The organism is Kitasatospora sp. CB01950 (assembly GCF_001905465.1).
Taxonomy (GTDB): domain Bacteria; phylum Actinomycetota; class Actinomycetes; order Streptomycetales; family Streptomycetaceae; genus Kitasatospora.
The window spans coordinates 1-12881 of sequence record NZ_LISX01000011.1 but is presented as its reverse complement, the minus strand read 5'-3'; the positions used below and the strand labels follow the sequence as shown (position 1 = coordinate 12881).

General features: G+C 73.4%; 12 protein-coding genes and 1 riboswitch. Of the genes, 6 read left to right on the top strand and 6 right to left on the bottom strand.

Features of this window, described 5'->3' with window-relative positions; all coding sequences use genetic code 11:
* Positions 1–63: 63 nt before the first annotated feature.
* From AMK19_RS25025 to AMK19_RS25015, 3 genes are all read right to left on the bottom strand, one after another.
* On the bottom strand, positions 64–471 hold the full coding sequence (locus AMK19_RS25025; protein WP_073815516.1) for a YunG family protein: 408 nt from the start codon (positions 469–471) through the stop codon (positions 64–66).
* A 148-nt stretch (positions 472–619) separates the two neighbouring features.
* On the bottom strand, positions 620–1717 hold the full coding sequence (locus tag AMK19_RS25020; protein ID WP_143200383.1) for a hypothetical protein: 1098 nt from the start codon (positions 1715–1717) through the stop codon (positions 620–622).
* 155 nt (positions 1718–1872) lie between these two features.
* On the bottom strand, positions 1873–2724 hold the full coding sequence (locus AMK19_RS25015; RefSeq protein ID WP_241844569.1) for a LysR family transcriptional regulator: 852 nt from the start codon (positions 2722–2724) through the stop codon (positions 1873–1875).
* Positions 2725–2805: 81 nt separating this feature from the next.
* On the opposite strand from AMK19_RS25015, the gene AMK19_RS25010 reads away from it, so the two are divergent.
* The 4 genes from AMK19_RS25010 (at position 2806) to metE (ending at position 9247) form a co-directional block, all read left to right on the top strand.
* Complete coding sequence (locus tag AMK19_RS25010; protein WP_083647333.1) at positions 2806–3393, top strand: cupin domain-containing protein; 588 nt, start codon at positions 2806–2808, stop codon at positions 3391–3393.
* A gap of 144 nt (positions 3394–3537) precedes the next feature.
* Complete coding sequence (locus AMK19_RS25005; protein ID WP_073815511.1) at positions 3538–5673, top strand: HelD family protein; 2136 nt, start codon at positions 3538–3540, stop codon at positions 5671–5673.
* A 50-nt stretch (positions 5674–5723) separates the two neighbouring features.
* Positions 5724–6485: a precorrin-6A synthase (deacetylating) gene (gene cobF, locus AMK19_RS25000; RefSeq protein WP_073815510.1), complete on the top strand. Its 762-nt coding sequence runs from the start codon at positions 5724–5726 to the stop codon at positions 6483–6485.
* Between the two features lie 65 nt (positions 6486–6550).
* A riboswitch (cobalamin riboswitch) is annotated at positions 6551–6771 on the top strand.
* Between the two features lie 151 nt (positions 6772–6922).
* Positions 6923–9247: a 5-methyltetrahydropteroyltriglutamate--homocysteine S-methyltransferase gene (gene metE, locus AMK19_RS24995; protein ID WP_073815508.1), complete on the top strand. Its 2325-nt coding sequence runs from the start codon at positions 6923–6925 to the stop codon at positions 9245–9247.
* Positions 9248–9328: 81 nt separating this feature from the next.
* Here the strand turns inward: metE and AMK19_RS24990 are convergent, their stop codons facing one another.
* Complete coding sequence (locus tag AMK19_RS24990; RefSeq protein WP_073815507.1) at positions 9329–10246, bottom strand: oxidoreductase; 918 nt, start codon at positions 10244–10246, stop codon at positions 9329–9331.
* Positions 10247–10329: 83 nt separating this feature from the next.
* Between AMK19_RS24990 and AMK19_RS24985 the strand changes: the two genes are divergently transcribed.
* Positions 10330–10971, top strand: a complete 642-nt coding sequence (locus AMK19_RS24985; protein ID WP_241844568.1) for a TetR family transcriptional regulator — start codon at positions 10330–10332, stop codon at positions 10969–10971.
* Positions 10972–11031: 60 nt separating this feature from the next.
* On the opposite strand, the gene AMK19_RS24980 is transcribed toward AMK19_RS24985, so the two are convergent.
* On the bottom strand, positions 11032–11415 hold the full coding sequence (locus AMK19_RS24980) for a hypothetical protein (RefSeq protein WP_143200382.1): 384 nt from the start codon (positions 11413–11415) through the stop codon (positions 11032–11034).
* A gap of 112 nt (positions 11416–11527) precedes the next feature.
* Positions 11528–12205 (bottom strand): CAP family protein, encoded by a 678-nt coding sequence (locus AMK19_RS36105; protein WP_274536999.1) that lies wholly within the window; start codon positions 12203–12205, stop codon positions 11528–11530.
* 125 nt (positions 12206–12330) lie between these two features.
* On the opposite strand from AMK19_RS36105, the gene AMK19_RS24970 reads away from it, so the two are divergent.
* Positions 12331–12804, top strand: a complete 474-nt coding sequence (locus AMK19_RS24970; RefSeq protein WP_073815503.1) for a GNAT family N-acetyltransferase — start codon at positions 12331–12333, stop codon at positions 12802–12804.
* Positions 12805–12881 lie beyond the last annotated feature (77 nt).

Here is a 12881-nt window from a genome sequence, read left to right as displayed (position 1 = left end):
CCGCCGATCGTCGCCCTCCCCCACCCCCGGAGCCCGCCGCACTGCACCCATCGGCCCAGCCACTCAGCCGGGCTCCCCCGGCAGAACGCCAAGGCGCGCGCCGACCCGCTCGCGCAGCAGCAGGTACTCCTCCCACCGGTGCGGCGGCCGCCCGGGCGGACGTTCGACCACCCGCGCCGCGGTCACCAGCTGCCCGTCGCGAAACTGCTCGCGCGTCAGGTCGAGCTCCGCGCCGCTCGGCAGCCGGTTCCACCAGTGGAAGCCCTGGCGCTCCCCGCCGAGGTGCACCTCGCCGACCACCAGGTCGCCGCCGAGCAGGTCGTTCACCAGCAGTGCCGTGATGTCGCAGTGCCCCCACGCCGGGTTGTCCGCCTGCCACCCCGCGCGGGCCAGGTCGTCCGGCGAACAGGTGTCGGCGGCCCAACTCGCCCGCAGGGCAAGGTCGATGTCGATCAGGTTCCAGATGGCCATCCCCGCAACATCGCAGCCGCCACCGACAGCCCCACCTGCCCGGGACGATCCGTTGCCTGCCCGGGACCGGAGGCCGACGTCGTGGGAGCGCTGCGCGGCTCGAAGTGTCGGCCCGCCCGGGCCTGGTGGCGCGGGCGGGCCGGTGGTGTCAGGGGTTCTTGGTGATGACCCGGACGGTGTAGACCCCGCACTGGGTGCCGTTGACCTGGTTGCCGGCCGTCCAGCCGGCGGGGATCGGGGACTGGCCGCAGACCACCATGCTGGTCTGGGTGGTGATCTTGGTGAGCGTGTACACGGTGTAGACGCCGCACTGGCCGGAGCCGCTGCCGGCCCCGGTGATGACCCAGCCGGTCGGGATCGGGGACTGCCCGCAGGCGATGAGGCTCGTCTGGGTGGTGACCTTCGTCAACGTATTGATGTTGTACGTGCCGCAGGTCGAACTGCCGCTCTGCATCGCGGTGATCACCCAGCCGTCCGGGACGCGCGAGTTGCCGCACACCTGGAGCGAGGTCTGGTTGGTCACCAGCATCACCGTGAACGTCCCGTAGGTGCCGCAGGCGGGCGAGTTGGACTGCACGGCGGTGACCACCCAGCCGGGCTGGATCGCGGACTGCCCGCAGTCCTGCAAGGTCGTCTGGGTGGTGACCTTCAGCAGCGAGTACAGCGGGTAGTTGCCGCAGCCGGCATTGTTCTGCGAGCTGGTGATCACCCAGCCGTCCTGGATCGGCGAGATCGCGCACGCCTGGTAGGAGGTGGCGGTGGGCGGTATCAGCGTGACGGTGTACGTCCCCCAGGTGCCGCACGCCGCCGAGACGGTCTCGATCGCGGTGATCACGAAGCCGGGCAGGATCGCCGACTGCGCGCAGTCCTTCAGCGTGGTCTGGGTGGTGACCTTCAGCAGCGAGTACAGCGGGTAACTGCTGCCGCAGGTCGGGCCGTTCTGCATCGCCGTGATCACCCAGCCGGCGGGCACCGGCGAGTTCGAGCAGGCCTGAATGGTGGTGGCGTCGCCGAGCTCGGTGATGGTGAACAGCCCGTAGCCGCTGCACCCGCCCCAGTTCGCGCTGGTGATCACCCAGCCGGCGGGGACCGGCGTGTAGCCGCAGATCGTCGTGGTCGCGCCCTGTTCGACGGCCTGGGCGCTCGGCGCGCCCGTGAGCGGCAACGCGCCCGTGAGCGAGAACGCGCCCAGCAGCACGGCCGCCACCGTGATCCACCTGGTCAGTAGTGTCCGAAGTCCTGTCATCTGCTGCGCCCCTTCTGGTCCGTGTCCGGCGCGCCGAAGCCTGACAGGCCGTCGGGCCCCTGAACAGACCGCCTCCCAGCTGCGACGATGCGCCTGCGGAGGGAAGGAAACGGCCGTTCGCCCACCGCCGTTCAGCCCGCCGTTCAGCCCACCGTTCAGCGCCGGTACGCGGCCGCGGCGGTCTCGACGAAGGAGCGGATCAGCGGGTTGGCGTCGCCCTCGTTCCACACCGCCACCACCCGGCTCGGCGCCAGGCCGGCCAGCGGCACCACGGCCAGTCCGGCGGGGATGCGGTGTCCGAGCGGCGCCAGGCCGACGGTGCCGTTCCACAGCACGGCCTGCACGCACTCCTGGACGGTGCGCACCACCGGGCCCTCGCGCGGCGCGCCGCCGTGCCAGTACGACTGCCAGCGCGGGTCGGTGCCGGGCGGGAACCGGAACCAGCGGCGGTCGTCCAGTTCCGCGAGCCGCAGCCGCTCGCGGTGGGCCAGCGGGTCGTCGGCGCGCAGCACGACGCCGACCGGATCGGCGCGCAGTTCACGGACCGTCAGGGCGGTCCCGTCGAACGGCGCCCTGGTCAGCGCGACGTCGACCAGGCCGGCGCGCAGCCCGCAGGTCGGGTCGGTGAGGTCGGCGTCGCGGATGCGGATGTCGAGGCCGGGGTGCTGTCGCCGGTGGGCGTCGGCGAGCCTGGCCGCGCCCGGGTCGGTGCCGTCGCCCAGGATGCCGACGGTGAGGGTCGCTGTACAGGCCGCCGCGCCGACCCGCTCGCGGACGCGGTCGGCGTGGTCGAGCAGGGCCCGCGCCTCGTCGAGCAGCACCGATCCCACGGCGGTGAGCGTGACGCCCGTCCCGGAGCGGTCGAACAGCAGGGCCCCGATCTGGGCCTCCAGCTGTCTGATCGCCCGGCTCAGCGGCGGCTGGCTCATGTGCAGTCGGGTGGCGGCCCGGCCGAAGTGGAGTTCCTCGGCGACCGCCACGAAATAGCGCAAGGTCCGTAGCTCCACGCTGCCACGATACGCAGCGGGTATCGGCGCCGCGGAACGGGTCTTGGACATCGACGCCGCCCCGGCGGTGCACTGGTGGACATGAGCGAAGAAGCGAAGACCGAAGAAGCGAACACCGAAGAAGCGACGACCGACGAGCCGCAGAGCAACGAACCGCAGAGCAACAAGCCGCAGACCGGCGAGCCGCAGACCCGTCCGGCCGTGTCGGTGGTCCGCCCCGGCGAGGGCGAGACGATCGTTCTGGGCACCACCCGGATGCGCGTCCTGGAGGACGGCAGCCACACCGGGCACCGCCTCGCGATCGCCGAGTCCGTCCTCGCCCCGCACACCGAGGGTCCGCCGCAGCACCGCCACCGCGAGCACGACGAGGGCTTCTACGTGCTGTCCGGCACGGTGCGTTTCACCGTCGGGGACGAGGAGCACGACGCCGTCGCGGGCACCCTGGTGATCGTCCCGCCCGGCGCCCCGCACACCTTCGCCAACCCGACCGACCGGCCCGCCGTCCTGCTCAGCACCTTCACCCCCGACCTGTACGTGCAGTACTTCCGGGACCTCCGGGACGCCCTCGCCGCAGGCCGTCCGCCGACGCCGCAGGCCACCGTCGACGTGATGCGCCGCTACGCGACCGAGCCCGCCGCCGACCGCCCCCGGGGCTCCTCCGTCAATTGAAGCAATGGTTCCGGAATTCCCCGGAGAATCGGCGCCGGAAAGCGAAAGCCACACCTCTGCGGGACAAGTCAATATGTACTTTCCGGGATTCGCTCTGCATAGTGGTGCGTCGAATCGGGAGTCGAATCGAGAAGGAGGCTCTCTTTGTCGCAGATCCACGGCAACGCCGCACAGCAGGTCGAGCTGGAGCGGGTGCAGGTGTCCGTCATCGGCGAGCTGTTCGACGAGCGGCTCGCCGGGGCGCGGTCGCAGCTGGGCCGGGTGCTGGCGTCGGCGCCGGGCAGTGCGGGCGAGGTGTACGAGCGGGAGGTGGCGGCGGGGCGGCTGGCGGGCGAGGTGCGCCGGTTGGAGGGCGCCGAGGGCGGGTTGGTCTTCGGCCGGATCGACCTGGTGGACGGGACGGTGCTGCGGATCGGGCGGTTGGGCCTGCACCGGGACGAGGACGAGCTGCCGGTGCTGGTGGACTGGCGGGCGGAGGCGGCGCGGGCGTTCTACGAGGCGACGCCGGTGCATCCGCTGGGGCTGCGTCGGCGCCGTCATCTGAGCGTGACGGGCCGCACGGTGGTCGGCGTGAGCGACGAGCTGCTGGACGGTTCGGAGCCGGCCGCGGGGGACGTCGTCGGTGACGGTCCGTTGGCGGCCGCGCTGCGCGAGCGGCGCACCGGCCGGATGGGGACGGCGGTCGCCACGCTGCAGGCGGAGCAGGATGCGATCGTCCGGTCCGCGCACCGCGGGGTGACGGTGGTACAGGGCGGGCCGGGCACCGGGAAGACGGTGGTGGCGCTGCACCGCGCCGCGTACGTGCTGTACGCGTTCCCGAAGGCGGCCGAGCGCGGCGTGCTGGTGCTGGGGCCGAACGCGCGTTTCCTGGACTACATCTCGCAGGTGCTGCCGTCGCTCGGCGAGAACGACGTCGTGCTGGCGACCTGCGAGGAGCTGGCGGGGGTCCGACCGGGCGCCGTGGACGGGTTCGGGGCGGACGGGTTCGCCGTGGACGCGTTCGCCGTGGACGGGTTCGGGGCGGCGCGGCTCAAGGGCGGCGCCGACCTGGCCGGGGCGCTGGCCGGGTCGGTGCGGGCCCGGCAGGCGCCCGACGGGGAGTTCTCGGTCCGGGTCGGGCAGGAGTGGGTCCGGCTGGCGGAGTGGGAGGTCGCGGAGGCGCGCGGGGCGGCGCGGGCGAGCGGGCTCGCCCACAACCGGGCGCGCGGGCTGTTCCTGGAGCTGCTGGTGGATGCGCTGACCGACACGCTGGCCCGGGGTACGGCCGAGGCGCTGGAGCGGATCGACGCCGAGGTCGCCCTGATCACCGGCATCGACCTCGACCGGATGGCGGCGCGGGACCTGCGCCGACTCGGCGTCGACGACCGACCGGCCGACGGGAGCGCCGAGTTCGACGCCGACGCGGTGCGGGCGGCGCTGCTGGAGGACGCGCACCTGGACCGGGCCGTGGAGGCGATCTGGCCTCGGCTGTCGCCCGGCGCCGTCGTCGAGGCGCTGCTGGGCGACGCCGCCGCGCTGGCCGCGCACCTGCCGCAACTCACCGACGACGAGCGGACGTTGCTGCTGCGCACGCCCGGCGCGCCGTGGACCGGGGCCGACCTGCCGCTGCTCGACGAGGCGGCGAGCCTGGTCGACGGGCCGCCGGAGCGGGTCTTCGGGCACGTCGTGGTGGACGAGGCGCAGGAGTTGACGGCCATGCAGTGGCGGATGATCGTGCGCCGGTGCCCGGGGCGGTCGATGACGCTGGTCGGCGACTTCGCGCAGGCGGGCCCGGCGGCGACCGCGCGGGACTGGGACGAGGCGCTCGCGCCGCACCTCGGCGGGCGCTTCGACCTGCGGACGCTGACCGTCGGGTACCGCACCACGCAGGAGATCCTGGCCGCCACCGGGGAGTTGCTCGCCCGGATCGCCCCGGGGCAGGCGCCGGTGCGGTCGGTCCGGCACGGCGACGAGCCGCGGTCCGTCCCGGCGGCCGCGGGGCGGCTCGTCGACGCGCTCGTCGGCGAGTTGCGGGCGCAGGCCGCCGCGCATCCGGGCGAGTTGCTCGGCGTGGTCTGCGCGGACGGCCGGGTCGCGGAGTTGGCGGCGGCGGGGGTCGGGGAGTTCGCCCGGCTGGTCCCGGCGTCGGAGGCGCGCGGCCTGGAGTTCGACGAGGTATTCGTGGTGGATCCGGAGGGGATCGTCGCGGCCCGGCCGGCGGGCGAACGGGACCTGTACGTCGCGATGACCCGCGCCACCAAGCGGCTGTGCACGGTCGCGGTGCGGGGGCCGGGCGCGTAACGCGCCTCCCACCTGCGGGTCCGCCGGGGCCACCAGGCAGAATCGGCGTCATGCGTACCCTTCTCGTCATCGGCATCGGCGCGGGCGATCCCGACCACCTCACTCTGGAGGCGGTCAAGGCGATCGGCCGCACCGATGCGTTCCTGCTGCTGGACAAGCCCGAGGAGCGGCAGGACCTGATCCGGCTGCGGCGTCGGATGATCGCCGAGCACGGGCGGCCCGGGCACCGGGTGGTCGAGCTGATCGACCCGGCGCGGGACCGTTCGACGGCCGCGTACAGGGAGGCCGTGGAGGAGTGGCGGGAGCGGCGCGCCGATCTGGTCGAGCAGGCGGTCGTCGGGGAGCTGGCGGACGGCGAGACCGGCGCGCTGCTGGTCTGGGGCGACCCCGCACTGTACGACAGTGTGATCGCCGTACTGGACCGGATTCTGGCGCGCGGCCGCACCGCCTTCGAGTACACCGTCCTCCCCGGCATCAGCAGCATCTCGGTGCTGGCGGCCCGTCACCGCACCACCCTGACCCGCACCGCGCGCCCGGTGCGGATCACCACCGGGCGGCGCCTGGCCGCCGAGGGCTTCGGCCCGGGCGCGGAGGACGCGGTGGTGATGCTGGACGGCCAGGCGGCGTTCACCGCGATCGACCCCGAGGGCGTGCACATCCACTACGGCGCCTACCTGGGCACCGAGGACGAGATCCTGGCGGCCGGCCCGCTCGCCGAACAGGCCGACCGCATCGCCGAGTTGCGCGAGGAGGCGCGGGCCCGCAAGGGCTGGATCATGGACAGCTACCTGCTGCGCCGCACCGAGGACTGACCCGGCCCGTGTCCCACGGAGCGGACGGGTGACGGAATTCGGTCCTGATCCCGTCCGCTCCGTTCTACACTGGCCGCGCAACTGGTTCGCCCTGCCCGCCAGGCAGGCGCGTCGCAAGAGGGAACCCGGTGGGAATCCGGGACTGCCCCGCAGCGGTGAGTGGGAACGACCGCCGTCATACGCACTGGGTCCGGACGGGCCCGGGAAGCGACGGCCAGTAGGTGTCCGGGCCTCGGCCCGGGCGTGGCCCACGAGTCCGAATACCTGCCCGTTGCCCGGGCGCGACCGTTCGCGCCCGGCCTCCGATGACCTCGAGGGCGGGTCGGCGAACAACCGGGCGGGCGGGCGCAGTTGACGCACGCCGCCCGGCCCGTGACCCCTTCGCGCCCTCCAGTGCCGTCGGACCCGAGGTTCGAGGCTCGCGAAGGAGAGTCCCCTTGACCACGAAGTCCGCAGCCGCGGCGACCGTCCATGGCTACCCCCGCCAGGGCGGCAACCGGGAGTTGAAGAAGGCCGTCGAGGGCTACTGGAAGGGCGCCGTCACCGCCGACGTGCTGCTCGCCACCGCCGCCGCCCTGCGCTGCTCCAACTGGCGGCAGCTGGCCGGCGCCGGCATCACCGAAGTCCCCACCGGCGACTTCTCGTTGTACGACCACGTGCTCGACACCACGGTCGCCGTCGGCGCGATCCCGCCCCGGCACCGGGCCGCGGTGGACGCCGATCCGCTGGCCGGGTACTTCGCCATGGCGCGCGGCACCCAGGAACTCGCGCCGCTCGAAATGACCAAGTGGTTCGACACCAACTACCACTACCTGGTACCCGAGTTGGGGCCGGACACGGTGTTCGCCGCGAACTCCGCCAAGCAGGTCGGCGAACTCCGCGAGGCCCTGCTCCAGGGTTACCGGGCCCGCCCGGTGCTGCTCGGCCCGATCAGCTACCTGCTGCTCGCCAAGGCCGCCCCCGGCGCGCCGGACGGCTTCCGGCCGCTCACCCTGCTGGACCGGCTGCTGCCGGTGTACGCCGAACTCCTCGCCGACCTGCGGGCCGCCGGCGCGGCATGGGTGCAGCTCGACGAGCCCGCGCTCGTCCAGGACCGCACCCCGGCCGAGCTGAACGCCGCCGCCCGCGCCTACCGCGAGCTCGGCGCGCTGACGGACCGCCCGAAGCTGCTGGTCGCCTCCTACTTCGACCGGCTCGGCGAGGCCCTGATCACCCTCGCCAAGGCCCCCGTCGAGGGCCTGGCGCTGGACTTCACCGGCCCGGCCGCGGGCAACCTCGCCGACCTCGCCGCGGTCGGCGGCCTGCCCGGCAAGCGCCTGGTCGCGGGCGTGGTGGACGGCCGCAACGTGTGGATCAACGACCTGGAGAAGTCGCTGGCCACCCTCGCCACCCTGCTCGGCCTGGCCGACCGGGTGGACGTCGCCCCGTCCTGCTCGCTGCTGCACGTCCCGCTGGACGCCGCCGCCGAACGCGACCTGGACCCGCAGATCGCCCGCTGGCTGGCGTTCGCCCGACAGAAGGCCGCCGAGACGGCGCTGCTGGCCCGCGCCCTGCGTGAGGGCACCGCCACCGTCACCGCCCAACTCGCCGCCAACCGGGCCGATCTGGCGTCCCGCGCCGCATCCCCGATCACCCGCGACCCGGCGGTCCGGGCCCGCGCCGCGGCCGTCACCGACGCCGACACCCGCCGCGACGCCCCCTACGCCGTCCGCGCCGAGGCGCAGCGGGCCCGGCTGCGGCTGCCGCCGCTGCCCACCACCACCATCGGCTCCTTCCCGCAGACTGCCGAACTGCGCTCCGCCCGCGCCGAGTTGAACGCGGGACGGCTGGAGGAGGCGGACTACCGCAAGCGGATGGAGGACGAGATCCGCGCGGTCGTCGCCCACCAGGAGCAGGCCGGCCTGGACGTCCTGGTGCACGGCGAGCCCGAACGCAACGACATGGTGCAGTACTTCGCCGAACAGCTCACCGGCTACCTGACCACCCGGCACGGCTGGGTGCAGTCGTACGGCACCCGGTACGTGCGGCCGCCGGTGCTGGCGGGCGACATCTCCCGTCCGCACCCGATGACCGTCGAGTGGTACGCGTACGCGCAGAGCCTGACGGACCGTCCGGTCAAGGGCATGCTGACCGGGCCGGTGACCATGCTGGCCTGGTCGTTCGTCCGCGACGACCAGCCGCTCGCCGACACCGCCCGGCAGGTGGCGCTGGCGCTGCGGGACGAGGTCGCGGACCTGGAGGCGGCGGGCGCGGCGGTGGTCCAGGTGGACGAGCCGGCGCTGCGCGAGACGCTGCCGCTGCGCCGCGCCGGGTGGCCCGCCTATTTGGACTGGGCCACCGACGCGTTCCGCCTCACCACCTCCGCGGTCCGCGCCGACACCCAGATCCACACCCACATGTGCTACGCCGAGTTCGGCGACATCCTGCGCGCCATCGAGGAGTTGGACGCGGACGTCATCTCGCTGGAGGCGGCCCGTTCGCACATGCAGGTCGCCCACGAGCTGGCCGCGGCCGGCTACTCGGCGGAGGTCGGCCCGGGCGTGTGGGACATCCACTCGCCGCGCGTCCCCTCCCCCGCCGAGGCCGTCCTGCTGCTTCGGCTGGCCCTCACCGCCGTCCCCGCCGAGCGGCTGTGGGTCAACCCGGACTGCGGCCTGAAGACCCGCGGCTGGCCGGAGACCCGGGCCTCGCTCGACAGCCTGGTCGCGGCGGCCCGCACCCTGCGGGCGGAGCTGGCGGGCCGCGGGGGTCTCGGGGGCTGACCCGGTGCCCGAGCCGAACGCACGGCGGCCGGCCGGCCGCCGTGCGTTCGGCTCGGACGGCCTGCTGACCGCACGTTCGGTTCAGTCGGTGGCCGGGAGCGGGTAGTGGACGCCGGTCAGCCGCTCCGACAGCTCCCACAGCCGCCGGCCGGTCCCGGCGTCCTCGGCCGCCGGGACCGGCCGCACCACGGTGGGTGCGCCGCGCAGCTCGCCCGGGCCGCCCGGCCCGATGAACTGCCCGCTGCGGGCCTCGGGGTCGGTGGCGGCGAAGAGTTGGGGCAGCGCGCCCTGTTCCGGGCTCTGGGCGAGTGGGGTGAGCAGCCGGCCGAAGAGCAGTTTCACCAGTCCGGTCGGCGCGCTGGTCTGCAGGTTGGTGGCGGTGTAGCCGGGATGTGCGAGCAGGCTGCGGACCGGGCTGCCGGCCGCCGCCAGCCGCCGGTGCAGCTCCAGGCCGAAGACCGCGTTCGCGAACTTCGACTGGTTGTAGTACCGCATCGGCGCGTAGCCGCGCTCGCCGGAGAGGTCGTCGAAGTGCATCCGACCCTGCCGGTGGTTGAGTGAACTCACCGTCACCACACGGGAGTTCGGCCGGTCTGCGAGCAGGTCGAGGAGCAGCCCGGTGAGCGCGAAGTGGCCGAGGTGGTTGACGGCGAACTGGAGCTCGTGCCCCTGCGCGCCGAGGGTGCGCGGCGGTGCCATCACGCCCGCGTTGTTGACCAGCACGTCCGGCCGGACGCCGTCGGCGCGCAGGTCCTCGGCGAACCGGCGGACCGACTCCAGGTCCGCGAGGTCGAGTCGCCGCACCTCCGCCCCCGGCATCCCCTCGGCGGCCCGCCGCCCCTTGGCCTCGTCGCGCACGGCGAGGATCACCCGGCCGCCCTTCGCGGCGAGGGCGCGGCCGGTCGCCAGCCCGAGGCCGCTGTTCGCGCCGGTGACGACGAACACCCGCCCCGCCTGGTCCGGAATCCGTTCGGTGCTCCAGAGCTGACGCTTCATCATGCGGCACACGCTGCCCCTAGTGTCACCAAGTGTCAAGTTCGCTCCGCGATGCCACATCCGACGCCGCGTGTAATATCGAACCCGTGACCACCCGCCCCGTGACCACTCGCCCCGAATCGACCCGTCCCGAATCGACCCTGGCCGAGCGCAAACGCCGCCTCGTCTCCGGCGAGTTGACGGAGACCGCGCTGCAACTCTTCGTCCAGCAGGGCTTCGACGCGGTCACGGTCGACGAGATCGCCGCCGCGGCGGGCATGTCCAAGCGGACGTTCTTCCGCTACTTCGCGTCCAAGGAGGACGTGGTCGTCCAGTTCCTGGCCGACCTGGGCGCGGGCATGCGCGCCGAACTCGCCGCCCGCCCGCCCGAGGAGAGCACCGCGACGGCCCTCCAGCACGCCGTCCGCTCCTGCGTCGACGCCTGCGCCGGCCACGCCGACAAGGCCCTGCGGGTGGTCCGGCTCATCCTGGGCACCCCGTCGCTGCACGCCCGCTTCCTGGAGCGCCAGGCCCAGTGGCGCGACGACCTGGCCGCCGAGCTCGCCATCCGCCTCGCCCTGCCCTCCCCCACCGCGCTCCACCCCCGCCTCGCCGCCGGCCTCGCCCTCACCGTCTTCGAGGTCGTTCTCCAGCTCTGGAGCGACGGCGACGGCGCCGAGGACCCCAGCGCGCTCACCGCTCGCGCCTTCGCCGCCGTCGCCCCCGCGCTGGACGCGGTCGGCCGCTGACAGCACTGTGCGGGCCGGCCCCAAGCGCGCCGACCCGCACAGCCAACTACTGGTTCTTCATCAGCACTTGGGGATCCAGCCGTTGTGGAACGCCGCAGCGCCGTCCACGTACGGCGCGAACACCCAGCCGCCGACCTGCTGGTAGGGCGCGCCCGCGTAGATCTCCTGGAACGCGTGGTACCAGACGTCGCCGAAGTTGCCGACGTTGCCGCCGACCGTCCAGCAGTTCACCGCGACCGAGTCGCCCGGGTGCAAGTCGGGCACGCCGACCTTGGCGGAGCCCGCGTTGGGCGCCGAGTAGACGCCGGCGCTGTACGGGGTGCCGAGGACGATCACCGTGCTGGCCGAGGCCTGCGAGGCGCCGACCCCGGTGCCGACGACGGCGGTGGTCGCCGCGACGAGCGCGGCGGTGGACATGGCGGCGCGCTTGAGCATCTTGCCCATGACTGTTCCCCCTTGAGTCCTGCTCTGCTGTTGAGGTGGCCATAACAGCAGGGCCGGGAAGCGAGCGACCATCAGCTTTTAGGACAAGGTCGACTCCCGGGCTGGCCGCCCTTTACCCCGCGACCGGCGGCAGCACGTTCTCCCGGTACGCCTTCGCCGGGTCCTGCGGGTCCATCGCCACGTTCCCCCGCGGCGCGAAGTCGCACACGATGTACGTGTCGGACCACGAGTACCCCTCGCTGTCCGGCCCGCCCTCCCGCGGACCCCCCACCCGCGCGCACCCGACCTTCGTCGTCGCCTTCCACACCAGCTGCGTGAAGTTCCCCGTCTCCCGCGAGAACCCCGGCCGGCCGTAGTCGTACTGCGCGCTCCCCTCGTACCAGAAGTCCACCGCATCCCCACAACTCTCCGGCGAGTAGACCCTCGCCACCCCCGTCGAACTCCAACTCAACGTCTCCCCGTACCCCCGCGCCAGCCCGTCATGGTTGAACCCGTCCGGCCGCGACACCTGCTGCGCCCGCGACTTGGCGTACTCCACGATCTTCGGATCGACCACCAGCGGCGCCACCTGATGCCTCGCCCGGTGCCCATTGATCGCCGCAAGACAGTCGTCCTGAAACGCCCCGTCGCTCGAATCCGCGTACCCCCGGCGCTCCACCCCGACCGCCCCCACGGGCCCCACCGCCCCCACCACGACCACAGCCGCCACCACCCCGACGAGCCCCGCCCTACGAATCCCCGACCCAATCCCCACGTCCACTCCTTCTCTCGCCGATCCCACCACCCCCATCAACGCCAACCGCCCCACCCAGGGCACGGCCACCCCCCGAACCCTGTCGGTGGCAGGCGCGACCCGCCGTGGCTGCTGGAGTGCGGGGCGGCCGCCGTGGGTCTTCTCGGTTAGGGTCTGGGCTCGTGACTGCGACGCCCGATCTCGCCGCTGCCGTTCTCCGACCCGCGACGCGGGGCGATCTGTCGGCTGTGCTGGCGTTGCTCGCCGACGAGGAGCGGGTGGTGGACCCGGCGGGCGTCAGTGTCGGGGAGGCGCACGAGCGGGCGTTCGCCGCGATCGAGGCGGATGCGCGCAATGAGGTGCTGGTGCTGGTGGACGGCGCCGGGACGGTGCTGGGGTGTCTGCAGGCGACGTACATCCCGGGGTTGGGGAAGGGCGGCGCGGAGCGGGTGTTGATCGAGGCGGTGCGGGTGCGGGCGGATCGGCGGGGCGGCGGCTTGGGGCGGGCGTTGATGGGGCTGGCGGTGGAGCGGGCGAAGGCCCGGGGGTGCGCGCTGGTGCAGCTGACGAGCGACAAGCGGCGTGCGGACGCCCACCGGTTCTACCTGGGGCTGGGCTTCGAGGCGAGCCACGAGGGCTTCAAGCTGAGCCTGTGAGACGGAGACGGGCCGGCCGACGCGCGGTACTGCGCGTCAACCGGCCCGTGGGGAACGCTAGGTCGTGTCTCATAATT

Bases quoted from the DNA above. Each gene is read 5' to 3' on its own strand.
- AMK19_RS25025 (WP_073815516.1), bottom strand. From the start codon at position 471: ATGGCCATCTGGAACCTGATCGACATCGACCTTGCCCTGCGGGCGAGT.
- AMK19_RS25020 (WP_143200383.1), bottom strand. From the start codon at position 1,717: ATGACAGGACTTCGGACACTACTGACCAGGTGGATCACGGTGGCGGCC.
- AMK19_RS25010 (WP_083647333.1), top strand. From the start codon at position 2,806: ATGAGCGAAGAAGCGAAGACCGAAGAAGCGAACACCGAAGAAGCGACG.
- cobF (WP_073815510.1), top strand. From the start codon at position 5,724: ATGCGTACCCTTCTCGTCATCGGCATCGGCGCGGGCGATCCCGACCAC.
- AMK19_RS24990 (WP_073815507.1), bottom strand. From the start codon at position 10,246: ATGATGAAGCGTCAGCTCTGGAGCACCGAACGGATTCCGGACCAGGCG.
- AMK19_RS24980 (WP_143200382.1), bottom strand. From the start codon at position 11,415: ATGGGCAAGATGCTCAAGCGCGCCGCCATGTCCACCGCCGCGCTCGTC.
- AMK19_RS36105 (WP_274536999.1), bottom strand. From the start codon at position 12,205: ATGGGGGTGGTGGGATCGGCGAGAGAAGGAGTGGACGTGGGGATTGGG.